Here is an 18,109-nt window from a genome sequence, read left to right as displayed (position 1 = left end):
TGAAAAATGCTATAAGTCCAGATGAGTATACGCTAAAAATAAATTAAACTTGTCCGAGATCGCAGCCTATCCCGCAACGAAAAAGATTTTGCTGGTACTGGAGTTGTCATTATTAATCCTTGGTCTTGACTTTTAGGAGAAATATGTCAAACTAATATTTAGATACTCTAATTATTTGAACAAGGAAGTAAATCCTACTCGTGACGAAACTTACGGGAAGAACAGAATTTGCGGAAATACCTGCACAGGTTCCGAAATCGGTAATATTACAAACCTTGGAACTGACGCGCCGCTTTGATAAATTTACAGCCGTTGATGCTTTGAATATCTCCGTTGCATCGGGAGAAGTTTTTGGTTTACTAGGGCCAAATGGTGCTGGTAAAAGCACGGTGATTAAGATGTTAACTACCCTGTTACCCCCCAGTAGCGGGAAAGCATACTTAGCCGGTTATGATGTGACTCGTCAACCGGAATCAGTCAGAAGAGTTATCGGTTATGTACCCCAGGCTTTATCAGCCGATGGGAGTTTGACAGGTTATGAAAATCTTTTAATATTCTCTAAACTATATGACATTCCCTCTCGACGACGAAAACAGCAAATCGCTGAAGTGCTGGAATTTATGGGTTTGGAGGATGCTGCACATCGCTTAGTCAGCACTTACTCTGGGGGAATGATTCGGAAACTGGAAATTGCCCAAGCTATCTTACATCAACCGCAGATTTTATTTCTGGATGAGCCGACAGTGGGATTAGATCCGGTTGCGCGATCGCAAGTATGGCAGCTGATGGAACAATTGCGGATTGAGTACGGTACAACCATCTTTTTAACTACCCACTTTTTAGAAGAAGCTGACAGTCTGTGTAATCGAGTGGTGATTATGAACCAGGGTAAAGAGATTATCACCGGTTCACCGACAGAGTTAAAAGCAGCCATAGAAAAACCAGACGCAACTTTAGATGATGTCTTCATCCATTACGCAGGGAATCAATTAGTATCAGGAGTGAGTTATCGTGAAACTGCAAGAACCAGACGTACCACTCAACGGTTGGGTTGAACCAAGAAATATTCGCCCCAAAGGCATTTTTTCCGGCATTAAAGAACTATTTACTAAAACCCTGGTAATTACTGAATTAGAAGTACGAAAACTGCGCCATGATCCTAGTGATTTAGTGATTCGGGCAGTACAACCAGCTTTATGGCTGCTGATATTTGGGCAAGTTTTTACTCGGACTCGTGCTATTCCTACAGGTAATTTACCTTACTTGGATTTCATGACTCCTGGTATTCTCGCTCAGAGTGCGCTTTTCGTCGCTATTTTTAGCGGGGGAATGACGTTAATTTGGGAACGTGATTTAGGGATTGTGCAGAAATTCTTAGTTGCACCCATACCCCGTGCAGCGATTGTATTGGGTAAAAGTGTAGCTTCAGGTGTACGTTGCTTTTCCCAAGTGGTGTTTATTTATCTTTTAGCTTTGTTATTGGGTGTAAAACTCAATCTCAATCCCTTGGCTTTTTTGCAAGTTGTGCTAGTTGTGTTTTTGGGAGCAGGTTGTTTTTGCACTTTTTCCTTAATTATCGGCTGTTTGGTGAAATCGCGGGAAAGGTTTACGGGAATTGGACAATTGATTACAATGCCGTTGTTTTTTGCCAGTAATGCGATTTATCCGATCTCGTTGATGCCGGGTTGGTTACAGATTCTTTCAAGTATAAATCCTTTAACTTATGAAGTTGATGCTTTACGGGGTACGATGCTGGCTAATGGCTCAAGTATTTATGGGTTCGGGTTAGACTGTACAATTCTCTTGCTAACATTAATAGGTTTGACTTACATCTGTGGACGACTTTATCCACGGGTGGCGATGTAATGTAGGAGAAAACAGTTTTATGAGTTTGGATAAACCCTCTGAAGAATGTGCCGCTAGGGTGATGGAAACAGTCCCCTTATTGATGCGGTTTATCCGAGCCGAAATGCGATCGCACAGTTCTGACTTTTTATCTATACCACAATTGCGATCGCTCGCTTTTCTCAATCGCAATCCTGGTGCTTCCTTGTCTGAGGTAGCAGATCATTTAGGTGTCACCTGTGCTACAGCATCCACAACTATAGAAAAATTAGTCCAACGAAATCTGGTGCAACGGACAGATAATCCTCAAGAACGACGACGAGTAGTCCTGAATTTGACGAGAGAGGGAAAACTGCTTTTAGAGCAATCCCAGGAAAAAACTCGCGGGGAAATTGCGGAAATTCTGGAGGGTTTGACACCAGAACAAGTATCACATATTGAATCAGGCTTGACTCTACTAAAAAATGTCTTCGAGCAAACAGAAACCAACTGACCATAACCCTAAGGCTGCACAACACGATCCTTTTGCAGCTATGAGATTTCGAGATTATCGGCTATTTAGCATTGGGCGTGTACTCCTCTTCACAGGGGGACAAATGCAGACCGTGGCGCTGGGCTGGGAGCTATATGAACGGACAAATTCAGCGATGGTGCTGGGTTTGATAGGGCTGGCGCAAGTTGTCCCAATGATTGCGCTGACTTTGATTACGGGACATATTGCTGATAAAAATGACCGGAAAAAGATTACTTTATTTTCAATACTACTGCTAACTTTTTGCTCAATAGCTTTGGCTGTTATTTCATTTAACAAAGGTGCAGTTTTTCTAGTTTATGGTTGCTTGCTGTTAACAGGTGTAGCTAGGGCATTTCTCAAACCTGCGGGTGATGCGCTGATGTGGCAGTTGATACCGATGAGTGCTTTTACCAATGCCGCGACTTGGAATAGTAGTAGCTTTCAATTAGCGTCGGTAATTGGGCCAGCGTTGGGAGGATTTAGCATTGCTCTTTTTAAAAGTGCGACGGCAGTATATATATTAGCAGCCTTGGCAGCACTATCATGTTTTTTCCTGACCGCAACAATCAAACCCCAAAAAACCAACTTTGCTAAAGAACCAATATCTCTCAAAACCCTAGCTGCTGGGGCTGAGTTTGTTTGGAATAATCAACTAATTCTCGCAGCCATTACCCTAGATTTATTTGCAGTTTTATTGGGTGGTGCAGTGGCATTATTACCCGTATTTGCTAAGGATATCTTGCAAGTGGGGCCTGTGGAATTGGGTTATTTGCAAGCAGCGCCATCTATAGGTGCATTAAGCATGGCAGCATTGTTAGTATATTTACCACCTATCCGCAAAGCCGGGCCGGCCCTTCTTTGGTCGGTTGTCGGGTTTGGGATTGTGACAATTATTTTTGGACTGTCTCGTTGGGTGTGGTTGTCGTTGTTGATGTTGGCATTAAGCGGGGCGTTAGATAGTATTAGCGTGGTGATTCGTCATACTTTGGTGCAAATTCGCACTCCTGACCATTTGCGGGGTCGTGTTGCGGCTATCAATAGTGTATTTATCAGTGCGTCTAATGAGTTGGGGGGTTTTGAATCTGGTTTGACTGCGGCTTTATTTGGGCCAGTGTTGTCTGTCGTTGGTGGGGGAATTGGGACGATTTTGGTGGTGGTTGCAACAGCCGCAATTTGGCCGGAGATACGCAAGTTGGGGGCGTTGCATGAGGATTAATTGTCAGATATGGCTACCGCCACGCTGCGCGAACAGGATTTATAGGATTTGAGGATTTACAGGATTTGATCGTCTGTATTTTTTCATCCTGCTAATCCTTTAATCCTGGACATCCTGATTCTGACATTTTCATTACTTCTCTGGTTGAAAGTTGATGAATAATGAATTATCTTAAAAATAATGCAATATAATATTGTGCATTATTGAGGTAATTTCATGAGTACCACGAGTTTTCGGCTTGATGATGACTTACAAGAGAAACTTGAGATCACTGCTAACCGTACTAAGCGTTCTAAAGGTTGGATAATAAATGATGCTCTCCGTCGGTATATTGAGCAGGAAGAACTTAAACAAAGGATATTGGACGAAACTCAAGAAGCTTTAGCTGATATTGAAGCCAGTCGTGTAGTATCAGGAGAAGAGGTGATGAAATGGTTGGAGACTTGGGGAACTGCGGCTGAAACTAAGGCTCCTTTGCTATGAAATTAGAGTTTTCGGAAAGTGCAGTTCAAGATTTGATTCGGCTACGGGAGTTTATCGCGGTTCACAATCCCAAAGCGGCAGAACGCATATCTCTGCGGCTGCGACAAGCGATCGCAAAACTTGTACTGCATCCCGATATAGGGCGTTCTATACCAGAGTTTGAAAATGTCCGTGAACTTGTAGCTGGTGATTATGTTGTGCGATATTTACGTCTTGAGGATGGGATTTTTGTATTAAGAATATGGCACGGTAAGGAGTTTCGTGATTTTGGGTAAAAACTGAAACTAAATAGAGACTATACGGGCTTTTTATCCGAAACTTGATCCAAGTATTTTGGAAGTCTATGCTCTACCTTGGTAAGTATGGCGTTGTTGGTCAATTTCTGTAAATATTTCTGTTAAATCTGCTTGATTTTTCCACGCGCCAAATAATTTATTTAATTTAGCTAATCTCTCCTCTTCTGTTAAATGTATTTTTGGTTCTGGTATTTGCTTCTCAATGAATTTCAAATCTATTATTATTTCTGTTCCATCTGGAATGTTATTAAGTTGTTCTAATAGCTCAATATTTTGACCGCGTTTTATTCCTCTAATTTTCATGTTAATTTATCCTCATAATCTGATTATTTATTCTTGCAATAAGGCTTGAAACCGTGCATCGTTGCGGATGTTGTCTAAAACAGAATGACTTTTCACCAATTCTCGATATTCTTCAGGATTTAAATGGATAGCTTGTTGTAAGTTATAGATTGCTTGATCAACATTTTCTAGCATTGCATAACAGCCAGCTTTACAGTACCAAACTCCGTCCTGGTCAGGTTTGATGTTGAGTGACTTATCGCAAGCGGCGATCGCTTCCACATAGTTTCCTAACTTAGTGAGTGCCACGGCTTTGTTGTTCCAAACTTTGTAGTCGTCAGGTTTGATGTTGAGTGCAGCATCGTAAGCTGTGATAGCTTCTTCATAGTTTCCTAACTTAGCCAACGTCACACCCTTGTTGTACCAAACTCCGTCCTTGTCAGGTTTGATGTTGAGTGCAGCATCCCAAGCCGTGATCGCTTCTGCATATTGTCCTAAATTAGCCAGTGCCAAGCCCTTATTGCACCAAACTCCATCCTTGTCAGGTTTGATGTTGAGTGCAGCATCATAAGCGGCGATCGCTTCTGCATATTGTCCTAAATTAGCCAGCGCCACACCCTTGTGATTCCAAGTTTTGTCCCTGTCAGGTTTGATGTTGAGTGCAGCATCATAAGCGGCGATCGCTTCTGCATATTGTCCTAAATTAAACAACATACAGCCCTTGTTGTTCCAAGCTTCATAGTCGTTAGGTTGAATTTTAAGTGCCTGATTCCAAGCTGCAATCGCTTCTTCATTTCTTCCTAAATTAGCCAGTGCATTGCCTTTGTGATTCCAAGATTCATAATCGTCAGATTTGATTTTGATTGCTTCTTCATAAGCTGCTATAGCTTCTACATATTGTCCTAAATTAGCCAGTGTATTGCCCTTATTATGCCAAGCTTCATGCTCGTCAGGTTTGATTTTAAGTCCAGCCTCATAAGCGGCGATAGCTTCTGTATATTGTTTTAAATTAAAGAGTGCCACCCCTTTGTTATACCAAAGCTCGTACAAGTCAGGTTTGATTTTGAGAGCAGCTTCACAAACGACAATTGCCTCTTTATCGCGCCTTAAAAAATCAGCCTTATAACCAAACTTAAATAATGAATTTAACATCTCTATAGGATATTTTTTTGCTAATTTTAACAGCAAATTCAATAACCTTGAAATATATTCCTCAACTTCTACCTCCTTTCCCTTCGCCTCAATTTGCCCATCACGAGGTTCAAGAATACCTTCAACATCAATGAGATAGGGTAAAGTTGTGCGTATTTGCCACCAATACCAAATTTGTCTCAGGAGATTTCCATCTACCATCATTCGCGCTATAGGCTCAACAGTAAAGGGATAAAGATCAATCCCCATTTTTTGCAGCAATTCTACAGCGTCATAAATATAAGTTGCAACAGGATATTTTTTAATAGTCTTTTGATAGCGTTCCTTCCAAGTCCCTTTTAGTGTGGGGCGAAAGTTATCTATTGTCAGAAACCGACCATAATTTTTTGTACTGCGAAGATTCTCAACAATGTTTCTAAAAGTGCGATCATTTCTTTGAGCAATGCGAGAATAATCATCAGGATTAGCTTGGATATTCGCTTGATGTATCGTTTCTCTCAAAACTCCAATGATTGCTTCTTCATTAGGTTCAGGTAAATCATAAATCTCAAAGCGTTTCCAAAGTGGGTATTTATCAAATTCTAGTTTTTCCCATTCGCTGGGTTCATCTTTTTCCCATTCGCTGGATTCATCAGGAAATTCTCTCTCTTTTTCATTTCTGGCTGTAGCAATAATCCGAATATCTTCTTTACGACAGAATTTTTCGTAAGCTTGTAGTGTATTAAACAACCGTTCTTGTAGTGGCTTATTTAACGGTTGTAGTAGATCATCTGCTTTTGGTGATTGTTCAATACGTCCACCAGACATTTTATTATTCAGATTATCAAGGAAAAAAAGCAACTTGCAATCTGTACCAATCTTATTTTCTGGGAATATGGGTGGTGCTTCCAACCACTCACCACGCTTGAGTTTAAGAATTGTCCAGCCTTCTTTATTAAGTCTATCGGCTAAATTTGCCGCTTCTCTTGTTTTACCCCATCCTGTTGGTGCGAGAATCAATAACCAACGATGTTGATCTAATTTCTGTTTAAGTTCATCTTCAGTATTACGCCCTGGAACACGATTCTGATAGGGGATTTTGTAATCCCCTAATGGGTCATTTTCATTACCATCCAAAAGTATTTGTAAGGCGTTGCTTTGTGGTTTAATAACCTCGAAGGGGAAAGTATCAGGTAGAAGCTTACGCTTGCGATTCTGCTGGACTACCCACCAGATAAAGCGTACAATGAGAGGTAAGCTACCAGTGCCAAAGGAGACAATAAAAATATCTTTGTTGTTAATAATAAAATGCTGGATTTGATCCCATCAGTCTTGGCCTTGCTGAAGCCAAATGTAGAAAGCCTGATTATTCATAGGGGTGTTGATAGCTACATACATATAGATTGTAGCCTCTATTTTCTACACCCCACATGAGAATTTTGAGAAAATCCCTAACTACCGAATCGCTACCGGAACTTTATAATAAACAGGCTCATTCCCTGCTTTCCATTTAATATTACAACCAATACTCGGCTTTTGCTGCCAAGTAATTACTTCATCTGCTAAAACATAATTAATTGCTTTCCGTAAATCTTGTCCAGTTACAGGTAAACCATTTTTCGGACGACTATCATCTAATTGTCCCCGATAAGCCAGCTTTCTATTAGCATTAAATACAAAAAAGTCTGGAGTGCAAGCTGCAAAAAAATCTTTAGCTGCTTTTTGACTTTCATCATAAAGCAAAGGATAGGATAAATCTATTTCTTGGGCAAAATATTTAAGTAATTCTGGTGCATCATCAGGATGAGTATTAATATCATTAGAACTAATTGCTAAAATACCCACATTTCTATTTTTGTAATCTTGTCCTAACTTTGCTAATTCAAATTTGATATGTTGCACAAAAGGACAATGACGACTAACAAATATAACTACTAATACTTTTTTATCAGCAAAGTTTGCCAATGAAATCGTTTTACCTGAAACCACATCTGGGAGAGAAAAATTAGGTGCTAAAGTCCCCAAGGGTAACATTGTCGAAGGTGTCAAAGCCATAAAATAAAAATCCTTTAATTTTCCAATTACAGTGTAGAGACGTTTCATGAAACGTCTCTACATTTCTACATTATCCCCCATTTTTTCTGAGACAATGGAGTTGAGTTAGGTTAAGCTGCTACAAGATTGGGAATATATGCCGAAGAATCGCCTTTAATGGCTTGACTATACTTACCGTCAATACCTAAAGGAAGATCACCAGCAATGGTTACACGCTGCACACGACGGGGTTGATCTCCATAATCAGCGATCGCATAATGTTGAGTAGCACGATTATCCCAAAAAGCGACATCACCAACTTGCCAACGCCAACGCACTGTATTCTCAGGTCGTGTAATATAAGATTGCAACAAGCGAATAATATCGGCTGATTCAGTTGGAGATAAACCCCGAATCTGACGCACAAAACCACCTATAAACAAACCTTTTTCCCCAGATTCAGGATGAATTCTCACCACTGGATGCAAGGTTTCATACACCGTTGAAGTAAACACATCTCGGTAAGATTTCACTTCTTCCGGTATATCAAAGGCTGTAGCATAATCATAAGCATTACTATGTACAGCCCAAAGTTTGTCAGCTAAATTACGCAAATGCTCCGGTAAATCTTGGTATGCAGTCACCGAATTGGCCCAAATAGTATCCCCTCCCGTCGGCGGAATTACCAATGCCCTCAAGACTGAGCCAAGGGGCGGACGATCTACAAATGTAACATCGGTGTGCCAGTTATTCGCACGGGCAACTGTACGGTTGTAATCTAAGTCTAATACTTCTGGATGTCCAGGAAGTGATGGAACTGTGGGATGTGCGGTAGTGATTTCACCAAAACGACGCGCAAAATCTACTTGTCCATCGGCATCAAGTTCTTGTCCACGGAAGAAAATGACTTTATATTGAACTAAGGCTTTTCTAATTTCGCTGATGATTTCATCACTGAGGTTTTCAGCTAAATTAACACCTTTAATTTTTGCACCGATGCGTCCAGCAATTGGTTTGATTTCTATGTTTTGATAACTCATAAATTTGTCTTCTCAATTTAGGAATAGTTGAATGCAGCGTTTGACTAAGCAGCGACAGGAACAGGAGCAGCAAATTTAGCATATCGCTCAATATAGAACTCTTTGGAGTGTGCGATCGCTTTCACTGATTCACGTTCTTTAAGCGCGTGTTTCCACTGTTTCAAACGAGTAAATTCAGCAGGTATACCAAAGCCACGATAATGTTTAAGAGCAGCCCATCTTTCAAACCAGGGGAAAAAGGTAAAATCAACCAAACTGATAGATTCACCAAACCAGTAGGGACCATCTCCAGAAAGTTTTCCTAAACCTTCATTTTCAATAAATTCTAGATGTTTGTAGAGTTCTTGTTTGGCTTCTTCTTGTTTTTGGAAATCTGGACTGCGTAATAGAGTAGAAAAAGCGGGAACTAATCTAGTATTAGCAAAATCTATCCAAATTCGAGCCTGAGCTTTTGCAATGGGGTTACTAGGTAAAAGTGGTGGGTTAGGAAATACTTCATCCAAATATTCATTAATAACTGCTGATTCCCAAATTCGATTTTCTCCATGAGTAATTGCAGGTACTTTCCCATAAGGAGAAACTTCTGTAAAACCTTCTGGTTTATTCTGCAAATCAATTTCAATCAAATCAAAATCAATACCCTTTTCTTGAAGTACCAAACGAGTACGGTGAGCATAAGGACAAACAACCGCACTATAAATCTTAATATCAGCCATATTTAAAGTCCTTAGTAAATTAGGATTTGTTTACATCAAAAACCCAAATCTTGCAGCAATTTTCGGGTAAATGAACCACATTTTTTTGTCTCACGCAGAGGCGCAGAGGCGCAAAGAGAAATCAAGAGTGTGGTCTAAATACATGAAAACCGCTGTAAATAGTCAATAGTTACTTCCAATACCAAAACCAGCGCAGACATAACTATTGCCAGTTATCTGTGCATCACCCGTGACAACTGGGGACAAAATATAAACTACAGTTTGTTGACCGATTTATCGGTGCTTGTTTTAGTAGTATTACATGACCAGAAAGAAATTTCAAGTGGTTTGAGAAGAAAATATATGTTGAGCTAAATTTATGGTTTACTAATGATTAGTATATCTAAATAATTATTGAGTTATACTTATGAGCAAGAGGTGAAATCAAGAACCATGAATGAAAATACTGATATTACTGGTTTTCATGCACATATTTATTTTGATACCGCTAGTCTTGAAGCTGCTGCTCGTGTAAGAGAAGGGTTAGGTGCTAAATTTGATGTAAGATTGGGACGTTGGCATGAACAGCCTATAAGACCACACCCCAAATCAATGTATCAAGTAGCATTTTTACCACATCAGTTTGGTGAGGTTGTGACCTGGTTAATGCTTAATAGAGAAGGTTTAGATATTTTGGTTCACCCAGAAACGGGAGATGATGTCAAAGATCATACCGATAATTCTTTGTGGTTGGGAGAAAAACTACAGTTAAATATTGAGTTTCTGCAAAGGTTATAGCAGGTGACAGGGAACAGGTGACAGGTGACAGCGTTAAAAGTTTCTTGGAGTCTAAGTTTTATCAACGACGTTACGTCAACGTGCGCTATCATTTGATGTCTTAACCATCTTAGTGGTTGCTATAAAAACTATCTAATTTCACCAAAATGCTTTCTTATACAGTCCTTTTTGACCTAGATGGAACTCTCACTGATCCTAAACCGGGAATTACTTGTTGTATTCAGTATGCCTTATCGGAACTTGGTTATAAACCACCAGATGCTAATGAATTGCTTTGGTGTATTGGACCACCACTGAAAAGCAGTTTTTCCCAGTTATTGCAAACCTCCGATGACACATTGCTGGAGGAGGCAATTTCACTATATCGTAGTCGCTTTTCTACAATTGGGTTATTTGAAAACTCTCTTTATCCGCAAATTCCCGAAACCCTAAAAATTATTCGTGCTGCTGGTTATCAAACTTTTGTAGCTACTTCCAAACCTCAGATTTATGCTACACGCATTATTGTATATTTTGATTTAGCACCTTTGTTTGATGGTGTTTATGGTAGTGAATTAGATGGTAATAGAAGTGTGAAAGGTGATTTAATTTCCTACATTATAGAGAGGGAAAGTCTTTTAGCTTCTACTGTAGTTATGGTAGGCGATCGCCTACATGATATCATCGGAGCTAAGAAAAATAATATTGCTTCAATTGGTGTGACTTATGGTTATGGAAGTAGGGAAGAATTGGAAACCCACAAAGCTGATTTAATTGCTGATTGTCCAAATGAGATTCCTACATTACTGCCTTTGATTTTATTTGATTAAGATAGCAAATTTAAACCTATTTAGTGCATAGGAAATATAAATATGAATGAAAAAACTGAACTTGAAGAGATAACAAGCAATGGTTTTCATCTTGAAGAAAGTGGTAATGGTGATATTGATTTAGCATTTCTATCTCTACGAATTGCTTTAAAGGCTTATTTTTCTACTTACCAATGTTTTAATGGTCTACTATATCAGATAATAGATGAAGATGATAAAGATTGGCCAGATGAGTTAAGGTATTATAATCAAAAAGAAAATTTAAAATATCGTGAAGCATATGCAGAGTGTATCGTTCACTTTCATCATTTTGCAGAATTAGTATGTAAAAATTTTTTACACAATGAAAATCCACTATTAATACGTAAATTTAAAAATGAAAAATTTACACAGGAAAAATATATTGATAGAGAAGATATATCTGAGTATATTATACATAATAAACAAACAGTCAACTTTTCTGACGCTATAGACAGATTAGTAAAATTTATTAATGCAAAGCGTCTAAAAAATTATCAACAGTTATTATTCCTAGTTGATAATCAGTATATCCTTAAAAAGTTAGGTGATTTCAGAAATCAAGTATGGCATCGTGGTTTATACATTCTTCCTTATAAAGATTTAGATAAATTTATTGGAAAGTATGTACTTCAATTTGTGGTGTCAGTTACACAATATTTACATAATTTACATAATTTACATACAATCAATACACTAAATTGTGGAATAGATCCAATAACGGAGATTATTAATCATTTTAGAAAGGACTCCTATAATATAGAAAAAATTGCTTTTCTAAAAGAGTTAGGTAGAGCAGCTTATAATGCCCCATTATATTGGTATGGGCAATATAAGGATGCAAAAGAAACAATGGAAAAAACAGCTATTGTTATTTCTAAAGAAAATGATGATTCTGAAATATGCAAATGTCCAGTCTGTGGTTTTAACTCTCTAATAATTCATAAATGTGTAGAGTATGAACTAGATGAATATGGTGAGTATGAAAGTGAGTCTTCTTATCCTATTCGTGTTAAGTGTGAATGTTGCTCATTTGAGTTACATAATGATATTAGCAACGCTAGTGAATATGGAATTGAAGGAATAAGAGATTACTGGGTGTAGTAGGTGGAAGATAAACAAGCACTTATAGATAAATTACTTCCTCAAAACTTTTGTAGTAAAGAAATTTTACCTTTCATGCTACAAGCGATCTTACCTGTTCAGTAAAGCTATAATGTACTCAAGGATAAAGAGGTAAAAACTATTTATGTCACAGCTTGAACAAATTGAAACTGCAATTCTCTCACTTCCGTCTCATGATTTTGAGAAACTGAGACAATGGGTTTTAAACCTAGATTATGAACGGTGGGATGAACAGATAGAACGTGATATTGCAGATGGTAAATTAGAAGCATTAGCCGAAGAAGCGTTAGCGAATTTCACCGAATTTATCAATGAGTTTAAGCGTTAACGAATCAAATTAATTGTAATTCCCAGAGATAAACTAGTCCAGACTTTATCTGCTGTTAATACAGGTAAATTCAAGCGTTTACCTAAAGCAAGACAAGCACGATCTCCTAATGATAATCCGGCACTTTTGGTTAATGGTCGAAGTTTAGCTATAGTTAGAGCATCTTCCTCATTGCAAGCAATAATTTCTAGACTATTCTCTAATAATCCTTCATCTCTCAATCGTTTAATAATTTCGTCTGGTGATTCTCCTAAATCAACAACTTTCGATAATACCTCTACCCAATTAATAAAGTTGATTATGTTCGTAGTAAGACTGAAGCCCAGCTACGAACATAATTTGTATGGGTATAACTTTAGTTACCTAGCAAAGTGATTTACACACCTACCAATGTTTTATCCACTGGTTGAGATTCGGTCTTAGGTAGTTTGGATTCTACTGCTGTACCTTTGAAGAAATCGGGGTTAGCTTGGGTGTAGAATTTATAAGGATTGCCGAATACATAGGCTTTAAAGTCATCTTCAGAAATTACGCTTTCTCTTACCAAATCCCAGCTTTCAGCTAAAGGTGCGGTAAGATCGGGTACATCCCAGTGACCAACATCGGAGGAGTAAATGGCGTTGAGTTTGACTCCCAAGGGGTTGGCTTTGTCGTTGAATGCTGCCGCAATGGTGCGATCATCAGATTCAGAACCAAAGAAGAAACTGTTCACCCAGCGATCGCGGATATCTTCAATTGTTTTAATCCCTGCTGCACCAAAATCTTCCAATTCACTACCCACTGGTGAACGACTATGACGGTTGAAGGAAGAACCCAATACACTCTTAGTCAATTCTTCTTTACTAAGGGAATGTCCTTGAGTAATGTCACCACCATACTGTGCAAACAACTCAAACAACTCATCAGGATTAGCTAAATCTGGGTTGTAGTTTTGCAGCCCTTCTAAACTCCGTTTGGAGAAACGATCTACTAAATGAATATAGACGTGAGCGCCCCAGTCTGCACCACCTTCGAGCATCCCCACACGCAATTGTGGGAAGCGTCTGGTTACACCACCAAAGAACAATGCTTTCGCAAATGCTTGTGAACCATCAGCAAAGTGTCCGATATGGTTATTCATGTAGTTACTGATGGAGGAGCGTCCAGTCCATCCTTGACTACCGTAATGAGTGGTAATGGGTACGCCTAATTCGACGGCTTTAGCCCAGAATGGATCGTAGTCGTATTCACTATCTAGTCCGAAAAAGTCAATGTAAGAGGCATATTTACCAATTTCGGGAAATTGATCGGCTGGGTATTTATCTGCGATCGCTTTAATTGGACGTTTCACACCACCAGGAATATTTGCCACTTTCAATCCCAGGGTTTTGACTGCAAACTCTAACTCCTCGATCGCTTCTTGGGGAGTAGTCATGGGGATACCAGCTACCACAGTCAAGCGATCGCTATATTTGCGGTAAATATCGGCATGATAGTGATTGATCGCCCGTTGCAATAATTGACGATTCTCTTTACTTGCTCCAGCAGCAGCTAAGGCATTATTGGGAAATAATACCGAATAATCTGAGCCTTGCTCTGCTTGACGTTCATAGAGTAATGCGGGCAGAGTGTAGGTAGCTAAATCTAAGGTATTACGGGTAACTCTAGCCCACCAAGGCGATCGCAATGTCCGATTATATTGGCGTTCTTCTGGAGTTTGTTGATACCAATCTTTACCTTCACTCTTGGGATTGAGACGGGAAGATTCAGCTTTGCGTAATTCATCTACCAGTTTCACACCGCCGTAGTGAGCAATATAATCCTCAAGGGCAGGAGTAAAATCATTGGTGTGGACATCAGTATCAATGACAGGATAATCGAGATTGGCTCTAACTGCGGCGGAGGGAGAGCTTTTCAACTTGCTATATTTACTCATATTTTCCTTAGAAAAGTTACAAGATTTTGTTTCACGCAGAGGCGCGGAGAGATTAAGAGTGCTGACTAAATACTTGAAAACGGCTGTAAGATTCTTGTCCTGAAGACCTTTGCCATTACGGTCGGAATCATTTTTGACAAGCGTAACTTTCCGGGAAATCCCGGTAGGCTTTTAACGTCTGTGCTGACGTGATCTAAATCAGAGATTTGGAATTTTCAATCTAAAATCCAAAATCTAAAATTTGTTCATTTACGCCAACACCAATGTTTTTTCTTGTTGTTGAACAGCAAAACGATTAACTGGACGACGCAAACCAAGGTTTTCACGCAAGGTGCTACCTTCATATTCAGTGCGAAAAAGTCCGCGCTTTTGCAGAACAGGAACGACCAAGTTCACAAACTCATCCAACCCTGTAGGTAAGATAGGTGGCATAATATTGAAGCCATCGGCCGCACCATTGATAAACCATTCTTCTAGCTGGTCAGCGATGGTTTCAGGAGTACCGAGGATGGTACGATGACCCCGTGCAGTCGCCAAAGATAGATACAACTGGCGTAGTGTGAGAGTACCGCGAGTGGCTAAGTCACTTACCAGTTTCAACCGACTCTTATTATTGTTAGTGTCGCGGGGTAGTTCCGGTGCTAAATCATCAAAAGAGTATTGTGATAAATCCACGCCTTTGTAATAATTTTTGAGGATTCCCCAAGCCACATCGGGATGAATCAATGATTGCAGAAACTCATATTTTTCCTGTGCTTCTTCTTCGGTACGCCCTATGATGGGGAAAGCACCAGGCATGATTTTAAGATCATCGGGAGAGCGTCCATATTTTGCCAATCGCCCTTTGACATCTGCGTAGAATTCTTGGGCATCGGCTAAGGTTTGATTGGCTGTAAAAATTACCTCAGCAGTGCGTGCGGCTAAATCTCTGCCTGGTTCGGAAGCACCAGCTTGAACAATTACTGGGTAGCCTTGGGGTGGACGACCAACATTTAAAGGCCCTCTCACAGAAAAATGTTTACCTTTATGGTTCAGTGTGTGCAGTTTGTTGGGATCGAAATAGACACCCGATTCTTTATCGCGGATGAAGGCATCATCTTCCCAACTATCCCACAGTCCTTGCACTACTTCCACAAACTCTTGGGCGCGTTCATAACGTTGGCTGTGTTCTGGGTGATGTTCAAGTCCAAAATTAGCAGCCACATTCTCATTACCTGTAGTGACTACATTCCAGGCTGCACGTCCATTACTTAGATAGTCTAAGGAAGCAAACTTCCGTGCCAAGGTATAGGGATCTTCGTAGGTGGTGGAAGCGGTGGCAACGAAACCGATGTTTTTGGTAACGGAGGACAAAGCAGAGAAAAGGGTGACTGGCTCGAAATGGGCGATTTTACCGTTGCGACTCTGATTTCCTGGAGTTTCACCCCAAATTCCGGGGCTATCTGCCAGAAAAACGGCATCGAATAAGCCAAGTTCAGCAGTTTGGGTAATTTCTTTGTAATGCTCGAAATTTAGTCCCGCATCTGCTTGTGTATTGGGGTGTCGCCAAGCGGAGACATGATGTCCAGTTGCTTGAATAAATGCACCTAAACGAAACTTGCGTTTTGCGCTCATATATCTTCTTTTCCGGTTGATTAGTGATAAATTCCGTATCTGTGCAAGATGTGAGTAATCTCTTTTTCCTCCTGCTGCCTATTTTTCAGGTGTTGGTAAAGCTTCCTAAACATAGTTCTTTAGCCATAGCTGTAGGCATCCTTTTAGCGTGAGCAGTAGGTTGCCGATAAAACTACTAATCCCCGATTGATTTAGCGTAGATTAATAATACAATCTCATAACTGTAACTAAAAAGCAAGTACTTCTTCACAAAATATATGACTACCTAAATTTATTAAACACTAATTGTTAGAAATTCTAAATATCCAGTAGCCCTATTACGTCTCTTGGGTTTAAGGGTGTGTGTTTTGTGCTGATAGCTACTAACCACATTTTATTGAATACTTGCCTTAATCATACTGTTTGTGCAATACTGCTAATTTACAATAAACCACTTAAAGCCTATCGATCTGCCGTAGTATTAATAGGCTGAGTGATTATCCCTCAGAGCCAGGGTTTGAGCGTTTTACTACTCGAATTACTGAGAAATTTGGAAATTGAATTACAAATGGTTTCTACTAACTCTGCTACCACACAGCGTCCTCATGTAATTTTCATTTTGACTGACGATCTAGGTTGGGGTGATCTCAGTATTGATGGACAAAAAAATTATCAAACACCGTATCTAGATAAATTAGCCAAAGAGGGGATACGCTTCAGCCAGGCTTATTCTGCTTCACCAGTTTGCACACCAACGCGAGTTAGCTTTTTTACAGGTCGTTATCCGGGAAGAATTCCTCTTGGTAATCAAGAACCTTTATTGAGTTTTCAGCAAATAGGTGATTCTGTTGGCTTACCTCCAGAACATCCAACTGTAGCGTCTTTACTAAAAGCAAATGGTTATGAAACAGCCTTAGTCGGTAAATGGCATTGTGGTTATTTGCCCAAATACAGCCCCTTAAAAAGCGGTTTTGATGAATTTTTTGGTAATTTCAGTGGTGCAATTGACTACTTTAGGCACGTAGATACTAGTGGAAAGCCTGATTTGTGGGAAGCTGAAGTACCAGTTGAGGAAATAGGCTATGTGACAGACTTATTTAGTGAACGTGCCATAGATTTCATTAAAAAACCTCACAAGCATCCTTTTTACCTCAGTTTGCACTACACAGCACCCCATTGGCCTTGGGAGGGGCCTAATGATATTGAACTGAGTAAAGCCTTGATTGGTAGAGATAATCTACAAAATTGGATTAATACAGGTACGGTAGAATCTTATGCCGCAGTGATGAAGAGTCTGGATAATGGGATTGGAAAGGTTTTACAAGCCTTGGATGATGCTGGAATTGCTGAAAATACCATAGTCATCTTTGCTAGTGACAATGGAGGGGACAAGTTCTCTAATTTTGGTTCTTTTCAAGGGAAAAAGGGCAATTTATATGAAGGTGGTATTCGAGTTCCTACCTTTATTCGCTGGCCCGGAGTGATTCAACCTAACCAGATAAATGAGCAAGTAATGATCACACAGGACATCACCGCTACAATTTTGGCAGCTACCCAGACTAATCCTGATCCCAATTATCATCTTGATGGTGAAAATTTACTTCCTGTTATTAAAGGTGAAATACCTGTTTTGCCTCGGACATTATTCTGGCGACATAAAGGTATTGATACACCTGTTTTACCGCCAAAAGTACTACAAGGTGCAGTGCGGAGTGGAGATTGGAAATATTTGAAAGTTGGAGAAACAGAATATCTTTTTAATCTCGCTCATGATGAAAAAGAAGAAATTAATTTGCAAGTTGAATATAGAGAAGTGTTTGAGGAGTTAAGGTCTAAATACCAAAGATGGGAATCTGAATTAGAACCTTATGCAGTTTGATAACAAATTAAGATAAAGCTGCATATTCTTTCAAATGCAACTTCATATAAATTACGAGATGCTCCATGTAGCTTGCTTCTCCGCAGGGGTACGCTCACCGTAGGTATT

19 protein-coding genes are annotated in these 18,109 nt (G+C 39.6%); 11 read left to right on the top strand and 8 right to left on the bottom strand.

Annotated features, from left to right (window positions below; all coding sequences use genetic code 11):
* Positions 1–200: 200 nt before the first annotated feature.
* The 6 genes from H6G68_RS05485 (at position 201) to H6G68_RS05460 (ending at position 4,333) form a co-directional block, all read left to right on the top strand.
* Complete coding sequence (locus tag H6G68_RS05485) at positions 201–1,055, top strand: ATP-binding cassette domain-containing protein (RefSeq protein WP_190905733.1); 855 nt, start codon at positions 201–203, stop codon at positions 1,053–1,055.
* Positions 1,012–1,866 carry an ABC transporter permease gene (locus H6G68_RS05480; RefSeq protein ID WP_190905732.1) on the top strand — a complete coding sequence of 285 codons (855 nt, stop codon included), beginning with the start codon at positions 1,012–1,014 and terminating at the stop codon, positions 1,864–1,866. Before H6G68_RS05485 ends, H6G68_RS05480 begins: the two co-directional genes overlap by 44 nt.
* Before the next feature lie 19 nt (positions 1,867–1,885).
* The gene (locus H6G68_RS05475; RefSeq protein WP_190905731.1) at positions 1,886–2,338 is read left to right on the top strand and encodes a MarR family winged helix-turn-helix transcriptional regulator; all 453 of its coding nucleotides are present in this window, start codon (positions 1,886–1,888) and stop codon (positions 2,336–2,338) included.
* On the top strand, positions 2,310–3,575 hold the full coding sequence (locus tag H6G68_RS05470) for an MFS transporter (RefSeq protein ID WP_190905730.1): 1,266 nt from the start codon (positions 2,310–2,312) through the stop codon (positions 3,573–3,575). The genes H6G68_RS05475 and H6G68_RS05470 overlap by 29 nt, the downstream gene beginning before the upstream one ends.
* A 216-nt stretch (positions 3,576–3,791) precedes the next feature.
* Entirely contained in the window at positions 3,792–4,058 is a 267-nt protein-coding gene (locus H6G68_RS05465) for a CopG family ribbon-helix-helix protein (protein WP_190905729.1), read from the top strand.
* A complete protein-coding gene (locus H6G68_RS05460) occupies positions 4,055–4,333 on the top strand; it encodes a type II toxin-antitoxin system RelE/ParE family toxin (protein ID WP_190905728.1) in 279 nt (92 codons plus the stop codon). Before H6G68_RS05465 ends, H6G68_RS05460 begins: the two co-directional genes overlap by 4 nt.
* Before the next feature lie 66 nt (positions 4,334–4,399).
* Here H6G68_RS05460 and H6G68_RS05455 read toward each other — a convergent pair whose 3' ends face one another.
* The 5 genes from H6G68_RS05455 to H6G68_RS05435 form a co-directional block, all read right to left on the bottom strand.
* Positions 4,400–4,657 carry a hypothetical protein gene (locus tag H6G68_RS05455; RefSeq protein WP_190905727.1) on the bottom strand — a complete coding sequence of 86 codons (258 nt, stop codon included), beginning with the start codon at positions 4,655–4,657 and terminating at the stop codon, positions 4,400–4,402.
* 27 nt (positions 4,658–4,684) lie between these two features.
* Positions 4,685–6,904, bottom strand: coding sequence for a tetratricopeptide repeat protein (locus tag H6G68_RS05450; protein WP_242045146.1), 2,220 nt, complete (start codon positions 6,902–6,904; stop codon positions 4,685–4,687).
* A gap of 318 nt (positions 6,905–7,222) precedes the next feature.
* On the bottom strand, positions 7,223–7,822 hold the full coding sequence (locus tag H6G68_RS05445; RefSeq protein WP_190905847.1) for a thioredoxin family protein: 600 nt from the start codon (positions 7,820–7,822) through the stop codon (positions 7,223–7,225).
* Positions 7,823–7,932: 110 nt separating this feature from the next.
* Entirely contained in the window at positions 7,933–8,841 is a 909-nt protein-coding gene (locus tag H6G68_RS05440; RefSeq protein WP_190905726.1) for a TauD/TfdA dioxygenase family protein, read from the bottom strand.
* Between the two features lie 44 nt (positions 8,842–8,885).
* Positions 8,886–9,557 (bottom strand): glutathione S-transferase family protein, encoded by a 672-nt coding sequence (locus H6G68_RS05435; RefSeq protein WP_190905725.1) that lies wholly within the window; start codon positions 9,555–9,557, stop codon positions 8,886–8,888.
* A gap of 432 nt (positions 9,558–9,989) precedes the next feature.
* On the opposite strand from H6G68_RS05435, the gene H6G68_RS05430 reads away from it, so the two are divergent.
* From H6G68_RS05430 to H6G68_RS05415, 4 genes are all read left to right on the top strand, one after another.
* A complete protein-coding gene (locus tag H6G68_RS05430) occupies positions 9,990–10,334 on the top strand; it encodes a DOPA 4,5-dioxygenase family protein (RefSeq protein WP_190905724.1) in 345 nt (114 codons plus the stop codon).
* Positions 10,335–10,480: 146 nt separating this feature from the next.
* Complete coding sequence (locus tag H6G68_RS05425; protein WP_190905723.1) at positions 10,481–11,143, top strand: HAD family hydrolase; 663 nt, start codon at positions 10,481–10,483, stop codon at positions 11,141–11,143.
* 42 nt (positions 11,144–11,185) lie between these two features.
* Positions 11,186–12,265: a hypothetical protein gene (locus H6G68_RS05420; protein WP_190905722.1), complete on the top strand. Its 1,080-nt coding sequence runs from the start codon at positions 11,186–11,188 to the stop codon at positions 12,263–12,265.
* Between the two features lie 145 nt (positions 12,266–12,410).
* Positions 12,411–12,614, top strand: coding sequence for a hypothetical protein (locus H6G68_RS05415; protein ID WP_190905721.1), 204 nt, complete (start codon positions 12,411–12,413; stop codon positions 12,612–12,614).
* On the opposite strand, the gene H6G68_RS05410 is transcribed toward H6G68_RS05415, so the two are convergent.
* The 3 genes from H6G68_RS05410 to H6G68_RS05400 form a co-directional block, all read right to left on the bottom strand.
* Positions 12,611–12,904, bottom strand: coding sequence for a PIN domain-containing protein (locus tag H6G68_RS05410; protein WP_339327841.1), 294 nt, complete (start codon positions 12,902–12,904; stop codon positions 12,611–12,613). The genes H6G68_RS05415 and H6G68_RS05410 overlap by 4 nt on opposite strands.
* Positions 12,905–12,990: 86 nt before the next feature.
* The gene (locus H6G68_RS05405) at positions 12,991–14,529 is read right to left on the bottom strand and encodes an amidohydrolase family protein (RefSeq protein ID WP_190905720.1); all 1,539 of its coding nucleotides are present in this window, start codon (positions 14,527–14,529) and stop codon (positions 12,991–12,993) included.
* Between the two features lie 249 nt (positions 14,530–14,778).
* Positions 14,779–16,143 carry an LLM class flavin-dependent oxidoreductase gene (locus H6G68_RS05400; RefSeq protein ID WP_190905719.1) on the bottom strand — a complete coding sequence of 455 codons (1,365 nt, stop codon included), beginning with the start codon at positions 16,141–16,143 and terminating at the stop codon, positions 14,779–14,781.
* A gap of 547 nt (positions 16,144–16,690) precedes the next feature.
* Here H6G68_RS05400 and H6G68_RS05395 point away from each other — a divergent pair.
* Positions 16,691–18,001, top strand: coding sequence for a sulfatase-like hydrolase/transferase (locus H6G68_RS05395; protein ID WP_190905718.1), 1,311 nt, complete (start codon positions 16,691–16,693; stop codon positions 17,999–18,001).
* Positions 18,002–18,109 lie beyond the last annotated feature (108 nt).

Source organism: Anabaena catenula FACHB-362, assembly GCF_014698735.1.
In the GTDB taxonomy this organism is placed as follows: domain Bacteria; phylum Cyanobacteriota; class Cyanobacteriia; order Cyanobacteriales; family Nostocaceae; genus Anabaena; species Anabaena variabilis_A.
This window is presented reverse-complemented; position numbering and strand designations above follow the sequence as displayed.

Bases quoted from the DNA above. Each gene is read 5' to 3' on its own strand.
- H6G68_RS05475 (WP_190905731.1), top strand. From the start codon at position 1,886: ATGAGTTTGGATAAACCCTCTGAAGAATGTGCCGCTAGGGTGATGGAA.
- H6G68_RS05470 (WP_190905730.1), top strand. From the start codon at position 2,310: ATGTCTTCGAGCAAACAGAAACCAACTGACCATAACCCTAAGGCTGCA.
- H6G68_RS05465 (WP_190905729.1), top strand. From the start codon at position 3,792: ATGAGTACCACGAGTTTTCGGCTTGATGATGACTTACAAGAGAAACTT.
- H6G68_RS05460 (WP_190905728.1), top strand. From the start codon at position 4,055: ATGAAATTAGAGTTTTCGGAAAGTGCAGTTCAAGATTTGATTCGGCTA.
- H6G68_RS05455 (WP_190905727.1), bottom strand. From the start codon at position 4,657: ATGAAAATTAGAGGAATAAAACGCGGTCAAAATATTGAGCTATTAGAA.
- H6G68_RS05445 (WP_190905847.1), bottom strand. From the start codon at position 7,822: ATGGCTTTGACACCTTCGACAATGTTACCCTTGGGGACTTTAGCACCT.
- H6G68_RS05440 (WP_190905726.1), bottom strand. From the start codon at position 8,841: ATGAGTTATCAAAACATAGAAATCAAACCAATTGCTGGACGCATCGGT.
- H6G68_RS05435 (WP_190905725.1), bottom strand. From the start codon at position 9,557: ATGGCTGATATTAAGATTTATAGTGCGGTTGTTTGTCCTTATGCTCAC.
- H6G68_RS05430 (WP_190905724.1), top strand. From the start codon at position 9,990: ATGAATGAAAATACTGATATTACTGGTTTTCATGCACATATTTATTTT.
- H6G68_RS05425 (WP_190905723.1), top strand. From the start codon at position 10,481: ATGCTTTCTTATACAGTCCTTTTTGACCTAGATGGAACTCTCACTGAT.
- H6G68_RS05420 (WP_190905722.1), top strand. From the start codon at position 11,186: ATGAATGAAAAAACTGAACTTGAAGAGATAACAAGCAATGGTTTTCAT.
- H6G68_RS05415 (WP_190905721.1), top strand. From the start codon at position 12,411: ATGTCACAGCTTGAACAAATTGAAACTGCAATTCTCTCACTTCCGTCT.
- H6G68_RS05405 (WP_190905720.1), bottom strand. From the start codon at position 14,529: ATGAGTAAATATAGCAAGTTGAAAAGCTCTCCCTCCGCCGCAGTTAGA.
- H6G68_RS05400 (WP_190905719.1), bottom strand. From the start codon at position 16,143: ATGAGCGCAAAACGCAAGTTTCGTTTAGGTGCATTTATTCAAGCAACT.
- H6G68_RS05395 (WP_190905718.1), top strand. From the start codon at position 16,691: ATGGTTTCTACTAACTCTGCTACCACACAGCGTCCTCATGTAATTTTC.